Annotated in this window: 23 protein-coding genes; 5 read left to right on the top strand and 18 right to left on the bottom strand. The window is 71.2% G+C overall.

What is annotated here, in order from left to right; translation table 11 throughout:
• Nucleotide 1: 1 nt before the first annotated feature.
• From rhaS to ASG45_RS03570, 4 genes are read right to left on the bottom strand one after another with little or no spacing between them, the layout of a single operon-like run.
• The gene (gene rhaS, locus ASG45_RS03585; protein WP_055832862.1) at nucleotides 2-1,042 is read right to left on the bottom strand and encodes a rhamnose ABC transporter substrate-binding protein; all 1,041 of its coding nucleotides are present in this window, start codon (nucleotides 1,040-1,042) and stop codon (nucleotides 2-4) included.
• A 48-nt stretch (nucleotides 1,043-1,090) separates the two neighbouring features.
• Nucleotides 1,091-2,155: an ABC transporter permease gene (locus ASG45_RS03580; protein WP_055832861.1), complete on the bottom strand. Its 1,065-nt coding sequence runs from the start codon at nucleotides 2,153-2,155 to the stop codon at nucleotides 1,091-1,093.
• Entirely contained in the window at nucleotides 2,152-3,186 is a 1,035-nt protein-coding gene (locus ASG45_RS03575; RefSeq protein ID WP_055832860.1) for an ABC transporter permease, read from the bottom strand. The genes ASG45_RS03580 and ASG45_RS03575 overlap by 4 nt, the downstream gene beginning before the upstream one ends.
• Nucleotides 3,183-4,715, bottom strand: a complete 1,533-nt coding sequence (locus ASG45_RS03570) for a sugar ABC transporter ATP-binding protein (RefSeq protein WP_156459349.1) — start codon at nucleotides 4,713-4,715, stop codon at nucleotides 3,183-3,185. Before ASG45_RS03570 ends, ASG45_RS03575 begins: the two co-directional genes overlap by 4 nt.
• 143 nt (nucleotides 4,716-4,858) lie before the next feature.
• Here ASG45_RS03570 and ASG45_RS03565 point away from each other — a divergent pair, with 143 nt between their 5' ends.
• Nucleotides 4,859-5,869: a LacI family DNA-binding transcriptional regulator gene (locus tag ASG45_RS03565; protein ID WP_055832859.1), complete on the top strand. Its 1,011-nt coding sequence runs from the start codon at nucleotides 4,859-4,861 to the stop codon at nucleotides 5,867-5,869.
• A gap of 88 nt (nucleotides 5,870-5,957) precedes the next feature.
• On the opposite strand, the gene ASG45_RS03560 is transcribed toward ASG45_RS03565, so the two are convergent.
• Nucleotides 5,958-7,436: an MDR family MFS transporter gene (locus tag ASG45_RS03560; RefSeq protein ID WP_055832858.1), complete on the bottom strand. Its 1,479-nt coding sequence runs from the start codon at nucleotides 7,434-7,436 to the stop codon at nucleotides 5,958-5,960.
• A 72-nt stretch (nucleotides 7,437-7,508) separates the two neighbouring features.
• Here ASG45_RS03560 and ASG45_RS03555 point away from each other — a divergent pair, with 72 nt between their 5' ends.
• Entirely contained in the window at nucleotides 7,509-8,129 is a 621-nt protein-coding gene (locus ASG45_RS03555; RefSeq protein WP_055832857.1) for a TetR/AcrR family transcriptional regulator, read from the top strand.
• Nucleotides 8,130-8,133: 4 nt separating this feature from the next.
• On the opposite strand, the gene ASG45_RS03550 is transcribed toward ASG45_RS03555, so the two are convergent.
• From ASG45_RS03550 to ASG45_RS03535, 5 genes are read right to left on the bottom strand one after another with little or no spacing between them, the layout of a single operon-like run.
• Complete coding sequence (locus tag ASG45_RS03550; protein ID WP_156459348.1) at nucleotides 8,134-8,406, bottom strand: hypothetical protein; 273 nt, start codon at nucleotides 8,404-8,406, stop codon at nucleotides 8,134-8,136.
• Nucleotides 8,399-9,046 (bottom strand): hypothetical protein, encoded by a 648-nt coding sequence (locus ASG45_RS16090; protein ID WP_156459347.1) that lies wholly within the window; start codon nucleotides 9,044-9,046, stop codon nucleotides 8,399-8,401. Before ASG45_RS16090 ends, ASG45_RS03550 begins: the two co-directional genes overlap by 8 nt.
• Before the next feature lie 57 nt (nucleotides 9,047-9,103).
• Nucleotides 9,104-9,949 carry a transglutaminase family protein gene (locus ASG45_RS03545; RefSeq protein WP_055832855.1) on the bottom strand — a complete coding sequence of 282 codons (846 nt, stop codon included), beginning with the start codon at nucleotides 9,947-9,949 and terminating at the stop codon, nucleotides 9,104-9,106.
• Nucleotides 9,946-10,878: an alpha-E domain-containing protein gene (locus ASG45_RS03540; RefSeq protein WP_055832854.1), complete on the bottom strand. Its 933-nt coding sequence runs from the start codon at nucleotides 10,876-10,878 to the stop codon at nucleotides 9,946-9,948. Before ASG45_RS03540 ends, ASG45_RS03545 begins: the two co-directional genes overlap by 4 nt.
• A complete protein-coding gene (locus ASG45_RS03535; RefSeq protein WP_055832853.1) occupies nucleotides 10,872-12,587 on the bottom strand; it encodes a circularly permuted type 2 ATP-grasp protein in 1,716 nt (571 codons plus the stop codon). The genes ASG45_RS03540 and ASG45_RS03535 overlap by 7 nt, the downstream gene beginning before the upstream one ends.
• Nucleotides 12,588-12,705: 118 nt before the next feature.
• On the opposite strand from ASG45_RS03535, the gene ASG45_RS03530 reads away from it, so the two are divergent.
• On the top strand, nucleotides 12,706-13,929 hold the full coding sequence (locus tag ASG45_RS03530; RefSeq protein ID WP_055832852.1) for a carbamoyl phosphate synthase large subunit: 1,224 nt from the start codon (nucleotides 12,706-12,708) through the stop codon (nucleotides 13,927-13,929).
• Nucleotides 13,930-14,009: 80 nt separating this feature from the next.
• Here ASG45_RS03530 and ASG45_RS03525 read toward each other — a convergent pair whose 3' ends face one another.
• The 5 genes from ASG45_RS03525 to ASG45_RS03505 all read right to left on the bottom strand — a co-directional run bounded on the left by ASG45_RS03525 (nucleotide 14,010) and on the right by ASG45_RS03505 (nucleotide 19,674).
• The gene (locus tag ASG45_RS03525; protein ID WP_055832851.1) at nucleotides 14,010-15,191 is read right to left on the bottom strand and encodes a zinc-dependent alcohol dehydrogenase; all 1,182 of its coding nucleotides are present in this window, start codon (nucleotides 15,189-15,191) and stop codon (nucleotides 14,010-14,012) included.
• Nucleotides 15,192-15,281: 90 nt separating this feature from the next.
• Nucleotides 15,282-16,001 carry a glycosyltransferase gene (locus tag ASG45_RS03520; RefSeq protein ID WP_055832850.1) on the bottom strand — a complete coding sequence of 240 codons (720 nt, stop codon included), beginning with the start codon at nucleotides 15,999-16,001 and terminating at the stop codon, nucleotides 15,282-15,284.
• Complete coding sequence (locus tag ASG45_RS03515) at nucleotides 15,998-17,380, bottom strand: bifunctional PIG-L family deacetylase/class I SAM-dependent methyltransferase (RefSeq protein WP_082516435.1); 1,383 nt, start codon at nucleotides 17,378-17,380, stop codon at nucleotides 15,998-16,000. Before ASG45_RS03515 ends, ASG45_RS03520 begins: the two co-directional genes overlap by 4 nt.
• Entirely contained in the window at nucleotides 17,374-18,423 is a 1,050-nt protein-coding gene (locus ASG45_RS03510) for an acyl-CoA dehydrogenase (RefSeq protein WP_235561555.1), read from the bottom strand. Before ASG45_RS03510 ends, ASG45_RS03515 begins: the two co-directional genes overlap by 7 nt.
• 84 nt (nucleotides 18,424-18,507) lie before the next feature.
• A complete protein-coding gene (locus ASG45_RS03505) occupies nucleotides 18,508-19,674 on the bottom strand; it encodes an alpha/beta fold hydrolase (protein WP_055832849.1) in 1,167 nt (388 codons plus the stop codon).
• Between the two features lie 128 nt (nucleotides 19,675-19,802).
• Between ASG45_RS03505 and ASG45_RS03500 the strand changes: the two genes are divergently transcribed.
• Complete coding sequence (locus ASG45_RS03500) at nucleotides 19,803-21,371, top strand: molybdopterin-dependent oxidoreductase (protein ID WP_055832848.1); 1,569 nt, start codon at nucleotides 19,803-19,805, stop codon at nucleotides 21,369-21,371.
• An 80-nt stretch (nucleotides 21,372-21,451) separates the two neighbouring features.
• Here ASG45_RS03500 and rocD read toward each other — a convergent pair whose 3' ends face one another.
• The 3 genes from rocD to ASG45_RS03485 all read right to left on the bottom strand — a co-directional run bounded on the left by rocD (nucleotide 21,452) and on the right by ASG45_RS03485 (nucleotide 24,804).
• The gene (gene rocD / locus ASG45_RS03495; RefSeq protein WP_055832847.1) at nucleotides 21,452-22,666 is read right to left on the bottom strand and encodes an ornithine--oxo-acid transaminase; all 1,215 of its coding nucleotides are present in this window, start codon (nucleotides 22,664-22,666) and stop codon (nucleotides 21,452-21,454) included.
• On the bottom strand, nucleotides 22,663-23,559 hold the full coding sequence (ddaH, locus tag ASG45_RS03490) for a dimethylargininase (protein ID WP_200943382.1): 897 nt from the start codon (nucleotides 23,557-23,559) through the stop codon (nucleotides 22,663-22,665). The genes rocD and ddaH overlap by 4 nt, the downstream gene beginning before the upstream one ends.
• Nucleotides 23,560-23,829: 270 nt before the next feature.
• Nucleotides 23,830-24,804, bottom strand: coding sequence for a carbohydrate kinase family protein (locus ASG45_RS03485; RefSeq protein WP_055832846.1), 975 nt, complete (start codon nucleotides 24,802-24,804; stop codon nucleotides 23,830-23,832).
• Between the two features lie 203 nt (nucleotides 24,805-25,007).
• Between ASG45_RS03485 and ASG45_RS03480 the strand changes: the two genes are divergently transcribed.
• Nucleotides 25,008-26,021 carry a sugar ABC transporter substrate-binding protein gene (locus tag ASG45_RS03480; protein ID WP_198424671.1) on the top strand — a complete coding sequence of 338 codons (1,014 nt, stop codon included), beginning with the start codon at nucleotides 25,008-25,010 and terminating at the stop codon, nucleotides 26,019-26,021.
• The last annotated feature ends 31 nt before the right edge of the window (nucleotides 26,022-26,052 follow it).

Here is a 26,052-nt window from a genome sequence, read left to right as displayed (position 1 = left end):
ATCAGAAGTCGAAGTCCGCGATGTTCGCCGAATCGAACACGTACGGGTCGCCCAGCAGCACCGTCGCGTCGGCGCCGACGGTGAACTCGCCGAGCTTGCCGGCTTCGAACGTGTCGCCCTCGGCGCCGGTGATCTGCCCGTCGATCAGCGCCTTCGTCGCGAACGCCGAGAGGTAGCCGAGGTCGGCGGGGTTCCACAGCGCGAACGCGGTGATGGTGCCGTCCTGCACGTACTCGCGCAGCTGGTTGGGAGTGCCGAGGCCGGTGAGCGCGACCTTGCCCTTGTACTCCGAGGTCGACAGGTACCGGCCGGCCGCGGCGATGCCCACGGTGGTCGGCGAGACGATGCCCTTGAGGTTCGGGTAGGTCTGGAGCAGCGCTGCGGTGCGGTCGAACGAGGTCTGGTCGTCGTCGTCGCCGTAGACGACGTCGACGAGCTCGATGTTCGGGTGGTTGGCGGCGAGGTCGGTCTTCATCAGCTCGATCCAGGCGTTCTGGTTCGTGGCGTTCGCGGCCGCCGACAGCACGGCCACCTGACCGGAGTCACCGATCTGCTCGGCGATCAGGTCGACCTGCACCTTGGCGATGCCCTCGGCCGTGGCCTGGTTGATGAAGAGGTCGCGGCACTCGGCGTCGGTGTCGGAGTCGAAGGTGACGACCTTCACGCCGGCGCTGCGGGCCTCGTCGAGCGCATCGCAGATCGCCGAGGGGTCGTTGGCCGAGATGACCAGGCCCCCCACGCCCTGCTGGGCCGCGGTCTGGATGTACTGCACCTGCGAGGTCGGGGTCGCCTCGCTGGGGCCGACCTGTTCGAAGGTGCCGCCGAACTCGCCGATGGCTTCTTCGCCGCCCTTGTTCGAGGTCTCGAAGTACGGGTTGCCGAGGTTCTTCGGCAAGAAGGTGATGGCCAGGTTTCCGCCATCCCCTCCGCCGGTGGATCCTCCGCCGCTGCCGCCGGAGCAGCCGGTGGCGACGAGGGTGACCGCCAGGGCGAGGGCGGCGGCAGCGGTGCCGACGCGGGTCTTGCGAGTGAATGCGAACATCGTTGTTTCCTTCCGTTGTGCAGATGTGTGGCGCGGGTGGTGTGCGGGTCAGGCGGTCGACGCCGGAGCGGTCGAGCGTGACCCCTTCCTCTTGCCGAGCGCGGTTGCGCGTCGAGATTGCAGCCAGGCGAGAAAACTGGCGGACACCACCGAGAGCACGAGGAGGGCTCCGGTGATGACGTTGATGATGTCGCTGGTGACTCCGGCCAGGCGCAGGGCGCTGCCCAGGGTGCCGATGAGCAGCACGCCCGCGATCACGCCGTGCAGGGCTCCGCGACCGCCGAAGATCGACACGCCGCCCAGCAGCACCGCCGCGATGATCTGCAGCTCCATTCCCATGGCGTTCTCGCCGCGGGCGTTGCTGTAGAGCAGGGTGAAGTACACCCCGGCGAAGCCCGACACCGCGCCGCTCAGCACGAACAGCAGGAACTTGGTGCGGGCGACGTCGATGCCCGAGAACTGCGCCGCTTCCTTGTTCAGGCCGATCGCGTACAGCGAGCGGCCGAACGGGGTGAGGTGCAGCAGCACCGCGAACACGATGGCGAGCACCGCGAAGGGCACCATGATCAGCGGCAGCGGCGTGCCCGGGATGTTGGCTTTGGCGAGGTCGGTCCACGTCTCGGGGAACTCGGTGACGGCCTCGGTGCCCAAGAGCCCCACCGCGATGCCGCGGAACAGGGCCAGGGTTCCGATCGTCACCGCGAGCGAGGGGAGCCCCACGACGGTGACGAGGAAGCCGTTGATCGCCCCGGCGACGAGGCCCACCACGATCGCGGCGAGGGCGGCGATCTCGAACGGCCAACCGGCCTGGGTGAGCACCCCCACCGTGACGCTCGAGAGTCCGACGATGCTCGCGACCGACAGGTCGATCTCTTCGGTGATGATGATGAGCGTCATCGGCAGGGCGATGAGCAGGATCGGGGCGATGTCGCGCAGCAGATACGTGACCGTCAGTGGGCTGTCGAAGTTGCGCACGGTCGCGATCGACACGACGATGACCAGCAGCAGGATGCCGATGATGGCAGCCTCGCGGGTGAGCAGGGCCCGACGCCAGAACGGGCGGGCGTGCGCGCGGTAGGTGCGCGCGCGGTCGTCGACGGTGGTGGAGGTCATCGACCCGTCTCCCTCTGTGCGGTGAGCGTGCGGGACTGGCGGACCGCGAGCACACGGTCGAGCACGATGGCGCCGAGGATGAGCGCACCCACGACGGCCCGCTGCCAGAAGTCGTCGATGCCGAGGATCGGCAGCGCGCGGTTGATCGTGAGCAGCAGGTAGGCGCCGATCGCGGCGCCCCAGACCGTTCCCACGCCGCCCGAGATGGCGACGCCGCCGATCACGGCCGCGCCGATGGCCTGCAGTTCCCAGCCGAAGCCGGCGTTCGAGGCGACGGTGCCGTAGCGCGCGGCGTACAGCACCCCCGCGAGTCCCGCCAGGGCACCGCTCGTGACGAAGGCGCCGATGATGCGGCGGTTGACCTTGAGTCCGTAGAGGTGGGCGGCCGCCGGGTCGGACCCGAGGGCGTAGAGCTCGCGACCGCTGCGCAGGTTGCGCAGGTACCAGGCGGCGGCGATCAGCACGATCACGGCGAGGATCGTCAGCAGCGGGATGCCGAGGATCTGCCCGGTCCCGAGTCCCCGGAAGTCCGCGGGCAGGTCGCCGGCGTTGACGCGGTTGCTTCCCGCCCAGGCGACGTTGAGGCCGCGGTAGATGTACATCGTGCCGAGCGTGATGACCAGGGCGGGGACCTTGGCGTAGGCGACCAGCGCCCCGTTGACGAATCCGAGGATGCCGCCGACCACGATGCCCGCGAGGAACACCACGACGAGCGGGAGTCCCGGCACGTCGATGAAGAGCCGGCCGGTGAGGTACGCGGTGATGCCGACGACGGAGCCGACCGAGAGGTCGACGTTGCGCGTGATGATGACGATCGCCTGGCCGACGGCCACGAGCAGCAGCAGCGAGGGGGTCAGCAGCAGGTCGCGGAAGCCGTCGGGAGAGAAGAGGAAGGTGGGGTTGTTCACCGTCGCGACGACGACGATCAGCACGAGCGCGAGCACGATGCCGCTCTCGCGCGCCGTGGCGACGTGCGAGACGAGTCGTGCCGCGGGGCTCGTGCCCGGGCGGACGGGGGTGGCGGTGCTCACGAGGTGGCCTCCACATCGGCGGTCGCGGCGAACATGATGGTTTCGGGGGTGGCATCCGCTCGCGAGAACTCGCCCGTCAGACGCCCCTCGCGCATGACGAGCACGCGGTCGGCCATTCCGAGGACCTCGGGTAGCTCGCTGGAGATCATGAGGATCGCGAGCCCCTGCTGGGCGAGTTCGGAGAGCAACCTGTGCACCTCCGACTTGGTGCCCACGTCGATGCCGCGGGTCGGCTCGTCGACGATGAGCACGCGCGGCTGGGTGGCGAGCCACTTGCCGATGACGACCTTCTGCTGGTTGCCTCCGCTGAGCGTTCCCGCGGTGGCATCCAGAGCGGCGGTCTTCACCTCGAGCCGGCTCGCCCACTCGCGGGCGGCGCGATTCTCGTCGGTGGTGCGCAGCAGACCCCATCGCGAGAGCTTCGTCCGGATCGCGAGGGTGATGTTGCGCGAGACCCCCTCGTCGAGCACGAGGCCCTGCTTGCGGCGATCCTCGGGGACGAGGGCGAGGCCTCGCGCGGTGGCGAGGCGGACGCTTCCCTTCGGCAGCACTGCACCGCTCAGCCGCACGGTGCCCGATTCGTAGGTGTCGACGCCGAAGATCGCACGGGCGACCTCGCTGCGGCCCGCACCGACGAGTCCCGCGAGACCGACGATCTCACCGGCGCGCAGCGAGAACGACACGTCGCGGAACACTCCGCGGCGCGTCAGCCCCTCGACCTCGAGCACGACCTCGCCCGGGGTGGACGGCAGCTTGGGGAACAGCTCGGTGACGTCGCGTCCCACCATCTGGCGCACGAGGTCGTCGACCGTGGTGTCGGCCAACGACGTCGTGTGCACGTACGCGCCGTCGCGCATGACGGTGACGGTGTCGCAGAGGGCGAACACCTCGTCGAAGCGGTGCGAGATGAACAGCAGCGCGCGCCCCTCGTCGCGGAGGCTGCGGGCGACCGCGAACAGTCGCTCGACCTCGACGCCGCTGAGGGCGGCGGTGGGCTCGTCCATGATCAGCACGCGGGCGTCGAGCGAGATGGCCTTGGCGATCTCGATGATCTGCTGGTCGGCGATCGAGAGCCCCTCGGTCACCCGGTCGGGATCGAGCGAGACACCGAGACGCGCGAAGATGCGGGTCGCCTCGTCGCGCATCTTCCCCCGGTCGATGCGCCCCAGACGCCCGGTGGGCTGGCGTCCCATGAAGATGTTCTCGGTGACCGACAGGTCGGGGAAGAGCGTGGGCTCCTGGTAGATCACGGCGATGCCGGCGGCCTTGGACTGCGCCGTGCTGGCGAAGTCGACGCTCTCGCCGTCGAGCAGGAAGTCGCCGTCGTCGCGGCGGTACAGCCCCGCGATGATCTTCACGAGCGTGGACTTGCCCGCGCCGTTCTCACCGATCAGGGCGTGGATCGATCCGCGGTCGAGCGTGAGGCTCCCCGACCGCAGAGCAACCACGGGGCCGAACGATTTCATCACGCGCCGGAGCTCGAGGGCGTGGTGGGGCGTGGCGGGTGTCGCGTCCATCGCGTCAGCCATGCGGCCTCCTCATCGAGGGTGGAGCCGGTTGCCCGGCACAATCTGAATCGTTTCAGATTGGATGCCAGTCACTGTAGGGTGAGCCCGACGACGCGGTCAAGTCGGGATCGCGCCGAGACCGGATCGTGACGTGAGGAGGCGCCGTGTCGATCAGCATCCGCGACGTCGCCACCCTCGCCGGCGTCTCGGTGGGCACCGTCTCGAACGTGCTCAACAGACCCGACGCCGTCTCGGCCGCCTCGATCCAGCGGGTGAACCACGCCATCGAAGAGCTCGGGTACGTGCGCAACGACGCCGCCCGGCAACTGCGCGCGGGCGTCAGCACCACCGTCGGCTTCGTCGCCCTCGACGGGCGCAATCCCTTCTTCGCCGACGTCGTCGGCGGCGCCGAGAACGAGGCCACCGCGCGCGGCCTGGCGCTCCTGCACGGCAACAGCGACGAAGACGCCGCGCGCGAGACGCTGTACATCGACCTCTTCGAACAGCAGATGGTGCGGGGGTTGCTCATCGCCCCGTTCGGCGACGTCACCGCCCGACTCACCCGGCTGCGCTCGCGCGGCATCCCCTCGGTGCTCATCGACCGATTCTCGGGTGACGCGCGCTTCTCGTCGGTCTCGGTCGACAGCGTCGCCGGGGGCCGACTCGCGGCCGAGCACCTGCTCGCGACCGGGCGTCGCCACCTCGCGTTCGTCGGCGGATCCTTCGACATCCGGCAGGTGACCGACCGCCTGGCCGGCGCCCGCAGCGCCGTCGAGAACAGCGTGCATCGCGCGAGTCTCGAAGTCGTTCCCACGCACGCGCTCACCGTCGACGAGGGCGTCGCCGCCGGTCGACGCCTGCTCGCCCGCGACAGACCGGACCGACCCGATGCGGTGTTCGCCGCGAACGACCTGCTCGCCCTGGGACTCCTGCAGGGACTCGTCGTCGACGGCCGCATGCTCGTCCCCGACGAGATCGCCGTGGTGGGGTTCGACGACATCCCGTTCGCCGCCGCCGCGGCGGTGCCCCTCACCTCGGTCCGTCAGCCCAGCGCCCTCATCGGCGGCACCGCGATGCGCATCCTGCTCGACGAGGCCGACGACCCCGACCGCCCGACGCGGCAGACGGTGTTCGCGCCCGAGCTGGTGACGCGGGCGTCGACGGGGGTGCCGTAACGGGGGCGTCGGCGCGCCGCCCGAGCACGACGAAACGCCGCTCCCGCGCGCACCGTCGGACGGCCCGCGCGGGAGCGGCGTACAGACGTCAGTGCGCCGGCATCGCCTCGGCGTCGTCGACCTGGGCCGGCGTCCGCACGAACGCCGCCAGCACGATGACCGCCAGCGACAGGCACGCCGCGACGAAGAACGCGGTGTGGATGCCGGATGCCGTGGCATCCACGGCCGATGCGCCCCGGTCGGCCACGGCCGACGCCGCACCCACGGTCATGAGCGTGACGAACACCGCGGTGCCCGCCGCGCCGGCGAGCTGCTGCACGGTCGACACGATCGCGGAGCCGTGCGGGTAGAGCCGGCGCGGGAGCGATCCGAGCGCCGCGGTCATGAGCGGCGTGAACATGAACGCCAGGCCCAGGCTCAGCAGGCAGTGCACGGCGATGACGAAGCCGATGGGGGTCGAGGTCGAGAGGGTCGCGAAGCCCCAGAGCGCGACGCTGGCCACGATCGCGCCCGGCAGCACGAGCGGGCGCGCGCCGAACCGGTCGAACAGGTTGCCGACGAGCGGGGCCATGAGCCCCATCAGCAGACCGCCCGGCAGCAGCATGAGGCCGGTGGGCAGGGTCCCGAGGCCCAGCACGTTCTGCAGGTACAGCGGCAGCAGGATGAGCACGCCGAACAGCGTCGTCATCGCCACGACCACCAGCACCACGGCGACGCTGAAGGTCGAGTGCCGGAAGACGCCGAGGTTCAGCAGCACACGGTCGGTCGCGCCGAGGCGCAGCTGACGCACGATGAACGCCACGAGCGCGACGGCGCCCAGGACCAACGGCATCCAGACGGGGACGATCTCGTGACCGCTCGCCGCTTCGCCGATGCTCGACAGGCCGAAGATGATGCCGCCGAAAGCCAGGGCCGACAGCACGACCGAGAGCACGTCGAGGGTCACGCGGCGCGTGTCGGTGAGGTTCTGCACCCACCGGGCGCCGAGGGTGATCGCGACCAGCGCGATCGGGATCATGACGATGAACATCGCCCGCCACGGGAAGACCGACAGGATCAGACCCGAGACGGTGGGACCGACGGCCGGGGCCACCGAGATCACGATCGAGATGAGTCCCATCATGCGTCCGCGACGGTGGGCGGGAACGACGTTCAGAACGGTGGTGAACAGCAGCGGGATCATGATCGCGGTTCCCGACGCCTGGACGACGCGGCCCAGCAGCAGCACGCCGAAACCGGGGGCGATCGCGGCGATCACGGTGCCGAGGGTGAACAGCCCCATCGCGGTGAAGAACAGGGTGCGAAGCGGGAAGCGCTGGATGAGGAACCCGGTCGTGGGGATGACGACGGCCATCGTCAGCAGGAAGGCCGTGGTCAGCCACTGCGCGGAGGCGGCGGTGATGTCGAGCTCGCGCATGAGCTCGGGAAGGGCGACGCCCATGATCGTCTCGTTCAGGATGACGACGAAGGCGGCGACGACGAGCAGCGCGATGACGGCGCCGGGGCGCACGGCGGGCTTGACGCCGGCGCCGGGCGGGGCGGTGGGGACGGTTCCGGTGGAGACCATGGAGGACCAATCTGAGCAGGAAGAGACAACTTGGCAGCTACTGCCAATAAGACATCGACTACTGTATCGGACATGAGCCCCCTGTCAGCCCCCGCGGGTGGAGGTCTGCGCGACCGACGCCGCCGCGAGACGGCGGTCGAGATCTGCGCGGCCGCCCTCGACCTGTTCGAGCAGAAGGGCGTCACCGGCACCACGGTCGACGAGATCGCCGCGCGCGCGGGCGTCTCGCCCCGCACGTTCTTCCGCCTGGCCGGCACGAAAGAAGACGCCGTCTTCATCGACGACGGCCGCTTCGCCGAGGCGCTCGCCGGCGTCGGCGCGCCGGGCGACGACATCGCCGCACTCACGACCGCGCTGCGTGCCGTCTTCGCGCGCGAGCTGCGCGGTCTGGATGCCGATCCTCAGGCGCGCGAGAGGTTCCTCCGCGTGCGCCGACTCATCGGCCACGAGCCCGCGCTGCTGGGTGCGGCCGTGCGCCGCGAGGCCACGTCATCCGACCGCTTCATCCCCGAGATCGCCGAGCGCCTCGAACGCCCCGACCTCGACGTGCGCGCCGCGCTCGGTCTCGCCGGCCTCGAGATGCGCACGACCCTCGACGAGTGGGCACGCCGCCACGACCGCGGCCAGGCGAGCAGCCTGGTCGACCTGCACCGCGAGGTGCAGCAGCAGATGGGCCGAGCCGCCGGCGCCTGACCGCTCAGGTCTCGCGCGTGGGCGCCTCGGCTCCCCCGGCGGCGGATTCCAACGCCGCCTCGACGACAGCAACGGCCACGTCCGGCGTGACCCGCACGAGGCACTGATGGTCCGGACCCAGCTCGGCTATGGCCGCCAGCGCATGGGAGACGACATGATCTCGGGCCACCTGCTCTGCGGCGACGCCGAAGAGCCGTTGAACCGCGCGCCGCTCTTCCTCGTCGAGGACACCGACGGTCGGTCCACGATCACCGAACGTCGGGCGCGCCTCATTCATACTTCTCTCGCAGGCGTTCGAGTGCGGCACGAGCAGCGTTGCCCGGGCGAGCAGAGCGCGCGAGGACATCCGCGTAATCGGGGACCTCGACCCGAGCGATCAGAGTGTCGACTGCCCCATCGATCTCTTTCTCGAGGCCATCAGCGGGACGCCGCGAAAGCAGATCGAAAAGCGTCTGCGCCGGCGTCGTGACGAGCCCACGCCCAAGGCTCGTGCGCTCCAAGACGAGATCGAGCAGATCGAAATGCCGAGGGACGAAGAGGACGGTTCCTCCGTGATCCGGTTCCAAGGCCGAGTGCTTCCCCCGGTCGACCGCGACGGTTGCTACACCGATCGCTCGGGGAAGGACACCCCAGTAACGGGCCGCGCTTATTCCCATGAGGGCGGCCGACCGGCCACCCACCCGTGCCGCAGCGATAGCCAAGGCGGTGGACTCGAGCGACGGTCGCCAAGAACGCCCGTCTTCCCCATCGGGGGGAGCGGTATAGACACCATGAGACAGTCGCACCAGCGCGCCACGGTCCGTCAACCTCTCGACGGTTCGCCACGTGTTCCGAACGAGCGGAGGGAGGTCTTTCAGGCGGGCTGTACGCAACGGTGACGCAGCGATCGACCGTGCGATGTCGACGTCGGCGCCCATGAACCCTCCTATACCCCTGGAACTATACGCTGCGCGTATATTTCCGGGGAACCTGCGTCAGGTCTCGCGCGTGATCGTGACCTTCACCTTGAGGTTGCTCTTGCCGGGGCCGGCGTACACGCCGCGCAGCGGCGGCACGTCGTTGTAGTCGCGGCCGCGACCGACGAGCACGTGACGGTCGCCGATCTCGATGTTGTTGGTGGGGTCGAAGCCCTGCCAGTCGCCGGCGAACCACTCCACCCACGCGTGCGACTCCCCTGTCACGGCCTCGCCGACCTCGGCGGACGGCTTCGGGTGCAGGTAGCCCGAGACGTACCGGGCCGGGATGCCGACTTCGCGCAGCGCCCCGATCGCGATGTGGGCGATGTCCTGGCAGACGCCCTTGCGGGCCTCCCACGCGTCGACCGCGGTGGAGTGCACTCCCGTGACGCCCTGCATGTAGTCGATCGCGTCACCCACGGCCTCGACGATGGCGTGCGCGGCCGGACCCGGGCGGTCGTGCTGCGCGGCGATGGCACGGGCGAGCTCGGCCACCTCGGCGTGCGGGGTCGTGCGGCGGGTCTGCGTCAGCTGCTCGACCGTGGTGATCGAGCGCGCCGACTCGGACGCCAACTGCTCCCACGTGATGTCGGCGTGCTCGATCGGGCGCGGCCGCACCTCGACGAGCGAGCGCGCCGTGATCGTGAGCGCCTGGTGCGGCGACAGCACGTCGAACGCCGCGACGCGCGTGCCGAAGTAGTCGACGTACTGGTTCACCGAGGTCGAGGGCTCGATGTCGAGCGACGAACTCAGCACGAACTGACTGTCGGTGGAGTGCGGCAGCATGCGCGCCTCGTTGTACGAGGCCGAGACGTCGCCCGGGTAGGCGAAGCCGGTCTGGTGTTCGATGCGGAGGCGTTTCACGAGATCTCTCCGATCCAGCTGGGCTCGGCCTGCGTCGGGAAGAACCGCGAGCGGATGGCCTCCGACGCCTCGCGCGAGACCGTCTGCACGCGCTGCATGTGTTCGGGCAACTCCGCGAGGATGTCGCTGACCGGGCGGTACTCGAGGTCGTTGCGGATCTGCCCGAGGGCACGCAGCACCGTGTTGGAGTGGCCGACGCGGTCGGCGCGGGGGTCGATCGCGCTCATGCAGTCCTCTGCCCGCTGGATCGAGTAGATGATCGACCGCGGGAACAGACGGTCGAGCAGCAGGAACTCGGCGGCGTTGCGCGCACTGGGCATGCCGCGGTAGGTGCGCAGGTACGCCTCGTACGCCCCGCAGGAGCGCAGGATCGTCGTCCACGACGGACCCGACACCTCGGTGAGCGAGCGGGTGGCCAGCAGGCGAGCCGTCATGTCGGTGCGCTCGATGCTGCGCCCGAGGGTGAAGAACTGCCACGCCTCGTCGCGGTTCGTCGAGGAGTCGACGATGCCGATCGCGAGGGCGGCGCGCTCGCGCACCCACTGGAAGAACTCGTGCACCTTGTCGGTCTGCAGGCGGCGGGGCATGCGGGAGTTCGTGGTGTTGAGGATCTCCCACAGCTCCGTCGACACGATCTCGCGGGCCCGACGGGCGTTCTCGCGCGCCGCGGTGATCGAGTAGGCGATGCTCGACGGGTTCATGCGGTCGACGGCCAGACGCGCGAGCACGTCGTCACGACGCACGGTGTCGAGCTCTTCGGGCCAGGCCGACCCCATCACGCTGAGCAGCGACCGGCAGGCGGTGTCCTCGTCGATCCACGGATCCTCGAGCAGCAGTTGCAGGTGCACGTCGAGGATGCGCGCGGTCCCGTCGCTGCGCTCGATGTAGCGCCCGATCCAGAACAGGCTCTCGGCGATCCGACTCAGCATTCCGGCACCTCTCGCGCTTGCTGCTGCTGCTCGGCCTGGGGGCCGTGCTGCACACCGGCGTCCTGTTGCTGCTGCTCCTGCTGATCGCGGCCCGGGCGTTGGTCGCGGGGCGAGGTGGCGGGGGCGGGCTGGCCGTCGTAGATGATCGGGATCGACTCGGTGACCGCGGCCTGATCGGCCACGAGACCCGACACGCCCTGACCCTGGCCGTACTCGACGTGCGAGGGGGCCGCTCCGCCGACGATCCACGTGTCCTTCGACCCGCCGCCCTGGCTGGAGTTGACCACGAGCTGTCCCTCGGGAAGGGCGACGCGGGTCAGGCCGCCGGGCAGTACCCAGATGTCGTCGCCGTCGTTGACCGCGAAGGGACGCAGGTCGGCGTGCCGCGGGCGCATGCCGTCTTCGACCAGCGTGGGAATGGTCGACAGCATGACCACCGGCTGAGCGATCCACCCGCGCGGGTCGGCGAGCAGGCGCTTGCGCAACGTGTCGAGTTCGGCCGGCGAGGCGTCGGGGCCTACGACCAGGCCCTTGCCGCCCGAGCCGTCGACGGGCTTCACGACCAGTTCGGGCAGACGATCGAGCACCTCTTCGAGGGCGCCCGGGTCTTCGAGCCGCCACGTGTCGACGTTCTTGAGGATGGGCTCCTCGGCCAGGTAGTACCGGATGAGCTCGGGCACGTAGGTGTAGAGCAGCTTGTCGTCGGCGACGCCGTTGCCGACGGCGTTGGCGATCGTGACGTTGCCCAACCGCGCGGCGAGCATGATCCCGGGGGCGCCGAGCATGGAGTCGGCGCGGAACTGCAGCGGGTCGAGGAACTCGTCGTCGACGCGGCGGTAGATCACGTCGACGCGCTGGGGGCCGCGGGTGGTGCGCATGAAGACCTTGCCGCCGATGCACAGCAGGTCGCGCCCCTCGACCAGCTCCACGCCCATGAGGCGCGCGAGCAGCGTGTGCTCGAAGTAGGCGGAGTTGTAGACGCCCGGGGTGAGCACGACGATGTTCGGGTCGTCGATTCCGGGCGGGGCCGACGCGCGCAGCGCCGACAGCAGCTTGTTCGGGTAGTCGCCGACCGGGCGCACCCGCATCGAGACGAACAGCTCGGGCAGGGTCTGCGCCATCACGCGGCGGTTCGAGATGACGTACGAGACCCCCGAGGGAACGCGCACGTTGTCTTCGAGAACCCGCATCTCGCCGTGCTCGTCGCGGATCAGATCGATGCCCGACACCTGGATGCGCACGCCGTTGGCACTGCGGATGCCGGCGGCCTGGCGATAGAAGTACTGCGACGACGCGATGAGACCGGCGGGGAGGATGCCGTCGCGCACGCAGTGCTGGTTGCCGTACGCGTCGTCGAGGAAGGCCTCCAGCGCGCGGACGCGCTGTTTGACGCCGGCCTCGATGCGCGACCACTCGTCGTACGCGATGACCCGGGGCACGGCATCCAGGGGGAAGGGCCGTTCCTCACCCGCGAAGTCGAACGTGACGCCCTGCGCCAGATACGAACTCGCGAGGGACTCGGTGCGACCGCGCAGTTCTTGCTGCGTCATCTTCGCGAGCGTCTGGTACAGCTCCCGGTAAGCCTCGCGCGAGGGCACGGCGTCTCCGGGACCAGCCGGACCGCCGAACATCTCGTCGTACGCCGGAACGCCGGATGCGGTTTTGCGCGGCGCCAGCGTGGAGCCGTAACCGTCGAACAGGTCACCCATGCGATGACTCTACTCAGCGCCGTGTTGCCGACACGTTTCCTCCGCCGGTGACACGTGCGCGGACACGGGCGATCGATAGAGTGACGCCAACGTCCGCCGCCACGATAAGGGTGCCTCCATGCGCGTGCTCGTCACCAGTTCCCGCAACACGTTCGCTCTCGACCTGATCCGCAAGCTCGGCAGCGTCGGGCATACCGTCTTCGCCAGCGACACCTACGACGGGGCCGTGGGAAACCACTCGCGCTTCCTCGCCGGGCACCTCGCGACGCCCTCTCCGCGCTTCGAGACCGATGCGTTCATCGCCGCGGTCTCCGACTACGTCGAAAAGCACAGCATCGACCTGATCATCCCCACGTTCGAGGAGGTGTTCTACCTCGCCGCGCGCGTGGCCGACCTGCCCTCGAGCGTGCGCCTGTTCGCCGGGGACTTCGCCGACCTGGCCCGCCTGCACGACAAGGCCAGCTTCCAGCGCCTGGCCCAGGATGCCGGGGTGCCCATCCCCGAGACGGTCGTCGTCACCTCGCCCGACGAGCTGCGCGCCGCCATCGACAGCTTCCCCCGCTTCTTCGCCCGCGCGGCCTTCTCGCGCGGCGGCGTGGGCCTGCTGACCAACACGGGTCCGCTCGCGGGCAAGATCCCCGTCGAGGAGTGCGTGCCCACCCCCGAGCAGCCGTGGCTCGTGCAGCCCTTCGTCGACGGGCCCATGGTCTGCACGTACAGCGTCGTCGTCGACGGCAAGGTGCTCGCCCACACCACGTACAAGGCGGCCGAGCAGTGGGCCCACTCCACGGCCATCGCGTTCATCGCCGTCGACAGCACCGACACCCTGCGCTACACGCAGCAGCTCGTCGACGCGCTCGACCCCGGCTTCTCGGGCCAGATCTCGTTCGACTTCGTCGACCACGGCAGCGAGGCCGCGCCCGACTACAAGATCATCGAGTGCAACCCGCGTCCCACCAACGGCGTGATCCTGCTCGAGGCCGCCGACGTGTCGAAGGCGATCGAGGGCCGGCTCGACGAGCCCGTCGTCGCCATCGCCGGCACCGAGCGGCAGATCACCCTCGCGGTTCTCGCCGACGCCTTCACCGAGCCGCTGTCGCACCTGTCGAAGACGCTGCACGACCTGCTGCACGTGCGCGACGTGGGCGCCGGCTGGTGGGACGGCGCGGCGATGCTGTGGAGCCCCGCGACCATCGTGCACGGCGCGAAGATCTCGCACGGCGACCGTAAAGAGATCCTCGCCGCCCTCGGCGACGACATCGTGTGGAACGGCGAACCGATCGAGGGCATGTCCGACGCCGACGCCTCGGCCCTCGAGGCCGTGCACGCCGGCCGCGCCTGACGCGCGCGAGTCGCCGAGATTCGTCGCTTCCGGCATCCGCCGGGCGACGAACCTCGGGCGACTCGCGCCACGGGTGCGGGTCAGGAGCCGGGGCGCAGGACGACCTTGATGCAGCCGTCTTCCTTCTTCTGGAACGTCTCGTACAGGCCGGGGGCGTCTTCGAGCGGCGCGTGGTGCGTGACGAGGTCCATCACGCCGAGCGGGTCGGCGGAGTCCTCGACCAGGGGCAGCAGATCGTCGATCCACCGCTTGACGTTGCACTGGCCCATGCGGAAGCTGATCTGCTTGTCGAACATCGTCTTCATCGGCAGCACGTCGGCCTCACCGGCGTACACGCCGCTGAGCGAGACGGTGCCGCCGCGACGCACGAGGTCGATCGAGGCGTAGACCGCGGCGAGACGATCGAGACCCGCCTTGTCCATGAGCGTGCGCGCCAGGGGGTCCGGCAGCAGGCCGATGGCGCTCTGCGCCAGCTTGATGCCGCCGTTGCCATGGGCCTCCATGCCCACGGCATCCACGACACCGTCGACCCCGCGGCCCTCGGTGAGGTCGACGAGCTCGTCGACCACCGTGTCGGTGAGGTCGTAGGTGAGCACGCCGTGGCGCTCGGCCATGGCGCGGCGGTCGGCCTCGGGCTCGATCGCGAGCACGCGGTAGCCGAGGTGCACGCCGATGCGGGCGGCGAACTGTCCGACGGGGCCGAGACCCATCACCGCGAGCGTGCCCCCCTCGGGGACATCGGCGTACTTCACGCCCTGCCAGGCGGTGGGCACGATGTCGCTGAGGAAGAGGTAGCGGTCGTCGGGCAGGTCGTCGCCGACGCGGATGTGGTTGTAGTCGGCGAGCGGCACGCGCAGGTACTCGGCCTGTCCGCCCGGCACCTGGCCGTAGAGCTTGGTGTAGCCGAAGAGGGCGGCGCCGCTGCCGTACTCGCGCACCTGCGTGGTCTCGCACTGCGACTGCAGGCCGCGGCGGCACATGAAGCAGTGCCCGCACGAGATGTTGAACGGCACGACGATGCGGTCGCCGACGGCGAGGTTCGTCACGGCCGAGCCCACCTCGACCACGACGCCCATCGGCTCGTGTCCGAGGACGTCACCCTTGTCGATGAACGGTCCGAAGAGCTCGTACAGGTGCAGGTCGGAGCCGCAGATCGCCGTCGAGGTGATCTTCACGATCGCGTCGGTGGGTTCGAGGATCTGCGGGTCGGGGACCTCCTCGACGCTCACGCTGCGCTTGCCCTGCCAGGTCAGTGCCTTCATCGTTGTGCCTTCCGTCGATTCCGGGGGACGCCCAGTCTGCGGCCTCGTGTCTCGCGCGACCGAGGTGGTTGACGAACCCCGGCGGATGGGTCACGCGCCGGGTGCCGCCAGCGGTGGAGCGTCGACCCACGCGTGCACCCGCCGCAGGAACGCGGCGTATCCCGCGGGCGTGCGCCCGGTGAAGCGACCCGAGGTCTCGACCTCGTGGGCGTCGCTCACCCGCACGACCGCACCCACGGCCCGCGCCGCCTGCACGAACGCCACGTCTTCGTGCTCGACGAGATCCCGGATGCCGCCCGCCGCGGCGTACACGCTCGCCCGCACCCCGAGATTGGCCCCGTGGACGTTGCCCGCGGGCTCGCCCCGGCGATGGGTCGAGCGCCAGTACGCCGCGTGTCGGGCGCTGAGGTCGGCGAAGTCGGGGCGCACCGTTCCCAGCACCAGATCGGCGCCGTCGCGCATCAGATCGAGCTGGTGGGTGATCCATTCGCGCGGCACGACGGTGTCGGCATCGGTCATCGCGATCCAGGTGTCTTCGGCGCGCACGTCGACGGAGGCCACCGCGTGCGCCGCGCCCACCCGGCGCGCGGTGCCGACGCTGCGTGCGTCGATCGCGATCGTGTCGACCGCCCATCGCCGCACCTGCAGGGCGGTGGTGTCGCGGCACGCGTCGAGCACCACGACGACCCTCGCGACCAGGTCGGTCTCGCGATCCCGCGCGTGCGCCACCGCCCGGGCCACCGACGCGAGGCAGCGTCCGATCAGCGCCTCCTCGTCGTGCGCGGGGACGACCACCGTCACCGCTCTCACGGCACGAGTCCCGCCTCGGTCGCCACCGACGACGCCCCCGGGCGTCCGAACACCTCGAGCACGAAGTCCTCCTCCTCGTGCCGCACGAGACGGACGAGGTCGGACCGGACGGCGAGCGCGTCGTGCACGCTGTCTCCGCTGCGCGGGTACTCGGCGACCGGATGCCGCCAATGGCAGGCGACGAGGTGGCCGTCGGCGGTCAGCGACGCGACGCTCGCCGTGAGCCCGCGGTCGAGGTCGCCGGCACCCCAGTAGTACGCCACCTCCGACAGCACGACGAGGTCGAACCGACCCTCGGGCCATTCGGCGGGGAGCTTCGCCCGACCCAGTTCGACGTCGTCGCGCGGACCGAGCCGTTCTCGCGCCCGGTCGAGGGCGGCCGGGGCGAGGTCGACCGCGAGGACGTGGTCGCACCGGGCGGCGAGCGCGGCCGTCAGCGCGCCCGTGGAGCAGCCGGCCTCGAACGCCGAGCGGTACCGGCGGCGCGGCAGCGCGGCGAGCAGCACGGAGCGCTTTCGCTCCTCGTACCAGCGCGAGTCGAAGCCCCACGGGTCGTCGTGCCGGGCGTACATGTCGTCGAAGTATTCCTGGCCGACGGTGCTCGCGGTGGGGTCCGCGTCGAGCGTTCCCGCGTCCGGGGCGACGAACACCTCCACCTCTCGCGCGAAGTGCGCGCGCATGCGGTCGTGCACCATCGGCTCATCGCCGGGAGCGGCCGACAGCGGGAGCAGCTGACTGGCGTGAGCGTCGACGGCGCGGGTCTTGGCATCCTGAGCCGCGGCGTCGAGGTCCAGACGCTCCGCGCGCGGCCAGGGCACATCTCCCGGGTCACCCCAGTGCCAGAGCCAGATCGGAAAAGCGCGCGAGCGCACGCCCCGGGCAGCCGAGACCTGCTCGACGATCTCTCCGACGACGCGGTGGTCGCGGTGCCCGTCGCCGCGCCACGGGGACAGCACCAGCACGCGCTCATCGCCCGCGCGGTCGAGGGCGTCGTGCAGCGCGGCGGCGATGACCTCCCGGTGTTCGTCGGTGCCGCCGTCGGGAAGACCGAGGAAGAGCGGGTCGGTCGAGAGACCGACGATGTCCGACGCCTCGATCAGCTCCCGGCGGCGCCGCAGCGCGAGGGTGGCCGGGGTGTGCGTGGGCGATTCGGGATGGGAGCCCTCTCCGTCGGTCACGACGACGAGGTCGATCGCGATGCCGCGGGCGGCGGCCGTGGCGAGCAGGCCGGCGGCACCGAGGCTCTCGTCGTCGGGGTGCGCGGCCATCACGATCACCCGGTCCACGTCGAGGTCGAGCGGGGCGAGGCTGCGCTCGGCGAGGGCCGCGGTCCAGACGCTCTCGGCGGTGCCGGGGTCGCGGTGGTCGAAGCTCACCATCGCCCGCCCTCCGTCGCCGCGTCGCCGCCGATCCGGGCGAGGTCGCGTTCGGCGTGGTGCTGACGCACGTAGACCTGCAGGTCGGCGACGCGCCGCGCGTGGCTCTCGTCGGCGACGAGCGGCGACGGGCCCAGCGCGTGCGCGGCCTCGGTGAGGGTCACCTCGACCGCGTCGGCGACCACGGCTCGCGCGCGGGCGGCCCGCAGACCCTCGGATGCCGAACCCCCCGCGCCGAAGACCGTCGCCGTCTCCGCCAGCACGGCGCGCGCCGCCCACAGGGCCACGTCGGCCCGGCCGAGGTGCGCGCGGGCGAGCTGATCGGCACGCTCGCCGCGGGCGGCCGCGGCGAGCGCCGTGCGCAGCGGCATCGCCCCACCCCACCAGCAGGCGGCGACCCCGACGCCGCCGTGCGCGAAGCCGGGGCGACGCAGGTACCACCCGGGCTCGCCCACCGGCACGGCGACCGCGGCGTCGACGTCGATCGGGGCGCTGACCACCCGGTCGAGCCCGCGCGCGTGCCAGGGTCCCGGTCGCGCGGCCACGGCCGGGTCGCGCAGGTCGAGGGCGAACAGCTGGCGACGTTCGTCGTCGACCCAGGCCGTGACGAGCGCGTGGTCGAGGTCGGCGGCGAGCGAGCACCAGGGCTTGGTCCCGTGCAGCGTCCAGGTACCGGCGTCCTGCCGCGCCTCGAGCCGGACCCCCGGCCCCTCGGCGGCGAACACGCCCCACGAGCCGCTCGCGTCGAGATCGACGGCGATGCCGGCCGCGGCCGCTTCGTCGAGGATGCCGAGTGCATCGAGGTGCGGCTCCAGCACGCGCGCCGCGGCGATGTCGCGCGCGGCGACCGAGGCGAGAAGCTCCCACGACGCGGCGAGCGACCGCGGCCGCGGCACGGCGACGACCCAGGCGAGCGTTGCGGCGAGATCGGTGCCGAGGTCGTCCACGGCATCCGCGCCCCGCAGCGCGGAGCGCACGTCGTCGAGGTCGGTGGAGTCCTCGGGAACCAGCAGGGGGAAGGGGGGATGGTCGCCGTCGTCGGTCACCCTGACAGCATTCGCCCGGGAGCGACATTCGGGCAGATCCTTGACACCGCGGCTCGTCCCGGGCAGTGCACGGGGCGCCGCGGATCAGCGCTTCAGCACCCGCCGTCGCACCAGCGCATCGAAGCGGGCCAGGCCCACGAGCATCCCGGGGAACGACGCCGACAGCCCCTTTCGCGGCAGGCGATCCAGGGCCGCCTCGTCTCGGGGAAGGCGGTCCTGCTGCCCGCGCACCAGCCGACGCGTCGCGTTGAGCAGCGCCAGGGGGTGGGTGTCGAGGGCGCTGTGCCCGTTGTGGATGCGCACGAGCACGGCATCCGGAGCCGACGCGACCACGCGCTCGGCGATGGGCGCCGGGGTGCGCAGGTCGCGGTCGCCCGAGAGCACCACGAGGGGCCAGTCGAAGGTGCGCACCGCCTCGACCAGGTCGTAGGGCTCCCCCGCGAAGGCCGGGTAGCGGTGCGCGAGGGGCAGGTAGGTCAGAGCCGGGTCGAGCGGGTGCCCGTCGGGGGTGCCGGCGTAGTGCAGCTCCCGGAAGGCGATGGTGCCCACGAGGTCGAAGTCGTAGATGCCGGGGATCCGCGCGATCGAGCGACCGCGCGTGGCGTAGGCGCCCAGCGCCCGCCAGGCGAACCCCGGTTCGTGGCGCACGAGCGGGTGCACGAGATCGGTGCCGCCGAGTTCGTACGCCGCGCGCACGATGTCGAGCACGACCCGCTCGTCGACGCCGTCGGCCACGAGGCGTTTCACACCGCGGGCCATGTCGTCGTCGGCATCCCAGAACAGCTCTCGCAGGCGCGCGCGCTCGAGGCCGATGTCGTGTGTCGACTGCAGGGCCGAGTCGAGCAGCATCGAGGCCACGCGCTGCGGATGCCGCGCCCCGAACGCCATCGCCAGATAACTGCCGTACGAGGAGCCGACGATCGCGGCCCGGTCGATGCCCTCGGCGTCGAGGACCGCGGCGAGATCGTCGAGCACGGCGGTCACGCGCATCGCCTCGGGCGGAAGGGGGCGCCCGTCGAGATCGCTGCGCGAGCGGCCGATTCCGCGGTGCTCGACCATGATCAGATCGAGCCCGCCGCGGGCGGCCCAGCGCCGCAGCCCCGCGTACGGCAGCACCGACGCGAGGCCCGGTCCCCCCGGGATGACGACGACGGGCGTGGCACCGCGCGGACCGGAGCGGACGTAGGTCAGGTCGAACGCCGGCGCCTCGTCGGTGGCGGGGCGCCGGAGGGATCGCACACTCTCGCGCATGCCTGCACGCTACCCGCGCTCGCGACGGTGCGTGCCAGGCGGGACCGCGGGGCCGAGGCGGATGCCGGTTGGCTGTGAGTTCGGGCGACGACGGCGCCGCGGTCGTCCACGCTCCTTAGGCTCCGTTCGTGACCCCCACGCGCTCTCGAGCCCAGGATGTCCCGGCCGCCGTCGCCGGGATCTCGGCCGCCGTCCTCGGTGCCGGGCTCGGCGAGCTCGCTGCCGCCGTCATCGCCCCCGCGGCGAGCCCGTTCGCGGTGATCGGCGGCGGAATGATCGACATCGCACCCGCGTGGGCGAAAGACCTGGCCATCAGCCTGTTCGGCACGGGCGACAAGCTGGCGCTGCTCGTCGGCATCGCGGTGCTGCTGCTCGTGGTCGCCGGCGCCGCGGGGGTCGTGGAGCACCGCAAGGCGCCCTGGGGCCGGGTCGTGTTCGGGGCGCTGGGCGTCGTGGGCGCGATCGTGGCGATGACGCGCGCCGACGCGGGGATGCTCTCGCCGGTGCCGTCGCTCGTCGCCGGCGCGGCGGCCGCGGTGGTCGCCGCCCTGCTCGTCGCCCGCCTGCGCCGGCCCGCGGTGGCCGCCGCTCCGGCGACCGGGGAGGCCCCCGCCGCCTCGCCTGCGGAAGGCCCCACCCGCCGGGGCGTCCTCGCCCTCTCGGGCGTCGCCGTCCTGGCCGGCGCCCTCGCCGCCCTCGGCTCCGTCGCCCTGAGCGGCGGCGCACGGGCCGTGACCGCCGTGCGCAGCGCGCTGCGCCTTCCGACACCCGTGACCACCACCGCGGTGCCCGCCGCCGCGGAACTCGGTATCGACGGGCTCGCTCCCGTCCTCACGCCCTCGGCCGACTTCTACCGCATCGACACCGCGCTCGTCGTCCCCCAGGTCGATCCCGCGACCTGGTCGCTGCGCGTCCACGGTCTCGTCGAGCAAGAGGTCGTGCTGCGGTGGGACGACCTGGTCGCGCTCCCCCAGAAAGAGACCGTCGCCACCCTCGTCTGCGTGTCGAACGGAGTGGGCGGCTCGCTCATCGGCACGGCACGGTGGCTGGGTGTCCCGCTTCGCGACATCCTCGCGCGGGCTCGGCCCACCGCCGAGGCCGACATGGTGCTCTCGCGCTCCATCGACGGGTTCACGGCATCCTCTCCGATCGAAGCGCTGACCGACGAGCGCGACGCTCTGCTGGCCATCGGCATGAACGGCGAACCGTTGCCCATCGAGCACGGTTTCCCGGTGCGCATGGTGGTGCCCGGCCTGTACGGCTACGTGTCGGCGACGAAGTGGGTCACCGAGCTCGAGGTCACGCGATACGCCGACGACGAGGGGTACTGGACCTCGCGCGGCTGGTCGGCGCGCGGCCCGGTGAAGCTCGCGTCGCGCATCGACGTGCCGCGGGCCGGGGCGCGCGTCCCGGTGGGCGACACCGTCATCGCCGGTGTCGCCTGGCAGACGCACGTCGGCGTCGCGGGCGTCGAGGTGCAGATCGACGACGGCGCCTGGCAGCCGGCGACGCTGGCCACGGCCATCTCGTCCGACACCTGGGTGCAGTGGAGCCTGCCGTGGAACGCCACCGGCGGCGATCACACCGTGCGGTGCCGCGCCATCTCGGCCGAAGGGCAGACGCAGACCCCGAACGTCGCCGCCCCCGCCCCCGACGGCGCGACCGGCTGGGACGAGCTCACGGTCTCGGTCACCTGACCCCCTCTCGACCGCGTGAGTCGCCAGGATCTGTCGCTCCCGGGTGGGCCCGGGCGACGAATCCCGGCGACTCGCGCGTGTTACGAGAGAACGTGCCGGAGCTGTTCGACCGCCCAGTCGAGCTCGGTCGCGCGGATCGTCAGCGGCGGAGCGATGCGGATCGTCTGCCCGTGCGTGTCCTTCACGAGCACACCGCGGGCGAGCAGCTTCTCGGCGATCTCGCGCCCGGTGCCCGCGGCGGGATCGATGTCGACGCCTGCCCAGAGGCCCGCGATGCGGACGGCCGTCACGCCGTGGCCGACGAGCGTGTCGAGGCGACCGGCGAGGTGCTCGCCGAGCGCCGCCGCGCGCGTCTGGAACTCACCGGATGCCAGGATCTCGACGACACGCAGTCCCACGGCCGCGGCCAGCGGGTTGCCGCCGAACGTCGATCCGTGCTCGCCGGCGCGGATGACACCGAGCACGTCCTCGTTCGCGACGACCGCCGACAGGGGCAGGATGCCGCCGCCGAGCGCCTTGCCGAGCAGGTAGACGTCGGGTACGACGCCCTCGCGGTCGCACGCGAAGGTCGTCCCCACCCGGCCGAGACCCGACTGGATCTCGTCGGCGATGAAGAGCACATCGTTCGCGGTGCAGATCTCGCGCACCCGTCGCAGGAACCCCTCGGGCGGGATGACGACGCCGGCCTCGCCCTGGATGGGCTCGAGGAGCACCGCGGCCGTGTTCTCGTCGATCGCCGCCGCGATGGCCTCGGCGTCGCCGTACGGCACGTGCACGAAGCCCGGCGCGTACGGACCGAAGTCGTCGTGCGCCGTGGGGTCGTCGCTGAAGCCGACGATCGTGGTCGTGCGGCCGTGGAAGTTGCCGTTCGCGACGATGATCGTCGCGGCATCCGCAGCGATGCCCTTGGTGCGATAGCCCCAGGCGCGCGCGACCTTGATGCCGGTCTCGACGGCCTCGGCCCCGGTGTTCATCGGCAGCACGAGGTCTTTGCCGCAGAGCTGCGCGAGCGCCGTGGCGAAGGGACCCAGACGGTCGTTGTGGTACGCGCGGCTGGTCAGGGTGAGGCGTTCGAGCTGCTCGCGCGCCGCCGCGAGGATCGCGGGGTGACCGTGGCCGAAATTGAGAGCCGAGTAGGCCGAGAGCAGGTCGAGGTAGCGCTTGCCCTCGACGTCGGTGACCCACACGCCCTCGGCGCGCGAGACGACGACGGGGAGCGGGTGGTAGTTGTGCGCGAGGTGCGCGCCCTCTTCGGCGATCAGATGCGCGCCGAGGTCGTCGACGGCGGTGCTCATCGGGATCCGCCTCGCAGCTCCAGCGTGCAGCACTTGATGCCGCCACCGCCGAGCAGCAGCTCGGAGAGATCGACCTTCACGGGCGTGTAGCCGCGCTCCCGCAGCTGGGCCTCGAAGCCCACGGCGCGGGGCGAGATGATGACGTTCTTGCCGTCGCTGGCCGAGTTGAGGCCGAACACCGAGCCGTCGGCATCCGAGACCCGGATCGCGTCGGGGTAGCGCTCGCGCAGGATCGCCTGGCTCTTCTCGTCGAAGGCGTTCGGCAGGTAGGCGATGTTGGCCTTCTCGGCGCCCCCCGGTCCTTCCACGGGGTCGAGCACCGCGATCGCGGTGTCGAGGTGGTAGAACCGCGGGTCGGTGAGCGTCAGCGACACGACCTCGCGCGAGAAGACCTCGCCCACCTCGCGGTGGCTGTCGCCGGTCGAGCGGAAGCCCGTGCCGGCGAGGATGGTGTCGCCCACGAGCAGGAAGTCGCCCTCGCCCTCGTTGACCTCGACGGGCTCGGCGACCTCGAAGCCGGACGCTGCGAACCAGTCGATGAAGGCGGGCGCCTCGGCGGCGCGCTCGCGGAAGCGGAACTTGGGGCCGTAGGCGACGCCGTCGATGACGAAGCCGCCGTTGGCGGTGTAGACCATGTCGGGCAGTCCCTCGACGGGGTCGATCAGCTCGATCTCGTGCCCGAGCGACACGTAGGTGTCGTACAGCGCCTGCCACTGCGTCAGGGCCAGGTTCGTGTCGGTGGGCCGCGAGGGCTCCATCCACGGGTTGATGCTGTAGCTCACCGTGAAGTGCTCGGGCCGGCACATCAGATAGCGACGGCGCTGCTGCACGCGCTCGGTTCCGGCCGCGGAGGCGGCGGTCGAGTCGGTGGCGGCGGTGGGGGTAGCGGACATCTCTGCTCCTCGGAGAAAAGGTGCGGCGGACGCTGTCCTGGGGCCTGGTGGCCCTTCAACTCGACGACGCCGGGGCGCCGTGCGGGGAAAGGTCGATCCGAGCACGCCGCGGCCATTCTCGCACGCGGGCGCGCAAGGGCGCGAGCGGCGCTGCGCGGGGGCGTGGCCACACGCTCCGCGATGTGCAGAACCTCCGCGGCATCCGACGCCGGACGACGGAGGTTGCGCGCATCGCGGAGGATGCGCCCCCGCGAACACCCCGGATGCCGCCTACACGGCGCCGCGTACACCCTCGGCGCGAAGCCGGTCGACGTCGGCCGCACTGTGCAGGCCCGCGTCGGACCCGAGGCCCGTCGCCACGAGGCTGCCGCACGCCAGCCCGCGCTCGGCAGCCTCGACGACGTCGGCGCCGTCGACCAGCCCCCAGATGAATCCCGCGCTGAACGCATCGCCGCAGCCCGTCGTGTCGACCACGTCGACCGCGTATGCCGCGAGACGCATATCGCGCCGCTCACGCGTGCTGATGCTGACCCCCGCGGCCCCGCGCGTGATCACGACGGTGGTGACACCGGCATCCAGGTAGAACGCGATCGCCTCGTCGAGCGTCGCCGCTCCCGCGAACGACAGCGCGTCCTCTTCGCTGGGGAAGAGGTAGTCGACGAACGGCAGACACGGCAGCACGGCGTCACGATCGGCGGGAGCGCCGGTGGGGATGAAGTCCATCGTCGTCACGACACCGGCCGCACGCGCACGGCGGAGCAGATCGACGCTCGGCGCCCCATCGATGCCGGGCAGCAGGCACGTGCCGCCCAGGTGCAGCACGGCGACCTCGTCGAGGTCGACGGCCGCCAGGTCATCGGCGCGGATCGCGGCGTTCGACCCGATGACGTGCAGCGCCGGTCGGCTGCCGTCGCGGCGGATCGGCAGCATCGTCGCCGAGGTGGGGTGCGCGGACCGCACCGCCAGGGCGTCGACGTCGACACCCTCGGCGGCCATCGTCGAACGCAGGAACACACCCAGCGCGTCGTCGCCGACCGCTCCCACCGTGGCCACGGGCACGCCCAGGCGCGCGAGGTCGACGGCGGTCGCGGCGGCGGTGCCCGCCACGGTGAGGCGGATCTCGTCGAGCAGGGCGAGTCCCTGACCGGCAGGGATGGCGTCGACGTAGCGACCGAGCACGTCGGCGACGTGGAGGCCCACGGTCAGGACGCGACGGCCGCCGAGCGCACGGGTGGACTGCGACATGGGTCTCCTCGGTGTCGGGAACGGCCGAAGCCTACTGACGCGGTCACCGGTGACGACTTCATTTCACCGTGTGACGCCCGAGTCGAACGTTGTCTCGCCCCCTCCCTACGCTTCGAGAGTCCGCTCCCCGGCGGCACCCCACACAGCATCAGCGGCGACGCGCACCCCGACGCGAGCGCCCTCCGGCCCACAGGAGCCCCACCGTGAGAAAGTCCCTCCTCGCCCTTCCGGCGCTCGTCGTCGCGGCGGGCATCGCCCTCAGCGGCTGTTCGACCGTCTCGTCCGACGGCGCGGCCCCCAACGGCGAGGGCGTCGACGCCAGCCAGCCGCTCGCGGGCAAGACCATCGGCATCGCGGTCGTCGGAACGCAGCACTTCTGGGACCGCGAGGCCTTCCAGGGCGCGGTCGACGAGGTCACCAAGCTCGGCGGCACGCCGCTGACCACCGACGGCAACCGCGACAACACCCTGCACGCGCAGAACCACGACATCTTCCTCGCGCAGAACGTCGACGCGGTCATCACGATCCTCGGTGACGCCTCGGTCGACCCGAAGCTGCAGCAGCTGCACGACGCCGGCATCCCCGTCTTCGGGGTGGACCACGCCTCGGAGTACGCCGTCAACAACGCGCAGTCCGACAACCAGGTCGGCGGCGAGGCCCTCGGCAAGATCACCGGCGACGCCCTCGGCGGTCAGGGCAACGTCGCCGTGTTCAACGCGTTCGGCCAGAGCCTGTCGTTCTGCGGCGAGCGCTACGACGCGTGGAAGAACGAGCTCTCGACGGACTACCCCGGCGTCAAGCTCATCGAGCCCGAGCTCGCCGAGCAGTTCGCCAACGCGCCCGACGACGCGCGTCAGCAGACGCTCGCGCTGCTCGAGAAGTACCCGGTCGGAACGATCCAGGGCATCCACGTGGCGTGCTGGGACCAGCCCGCCATCGGCGTGGTGCAGGCCATCGAGGACTCCGGCCGCACCGACGTGAAGGTCACGGCCTTCGACGCCGGCCCCGACACCCTCGAGATCATGAGCGAGCCGAACAGCCCGTTCGTCGGCAACATCGCACAGCTTCCGCGCAAGATCGCCACGATCTCGGCCGACAACGTCGGCAAGTACTTCCTGGGCGAGACGGTCGACAAGGTCAGCTACGTCGACACGATCCCCGTCGCCGGTCCCGACGAGGCGAAGAAGGTCTCGAAGGAGCTGGGCTACACCCAGTGATCGAAAGCTCCTCCCCCCTCGTGACGCCGGT

This window comes from Microbacterium sp. Leaf436 (assembly GCF_001424715.1).
Classification (GTDB): Bacteria; Actinomycetota; Actinomycetes; order Actinomycetales; family Microbacteriaceae; genus Microbacterium.
Note: the sequence above shows the minus strand (reverse complement) of the source record. Positions and strands in the feature narration are given on the sequence as shown.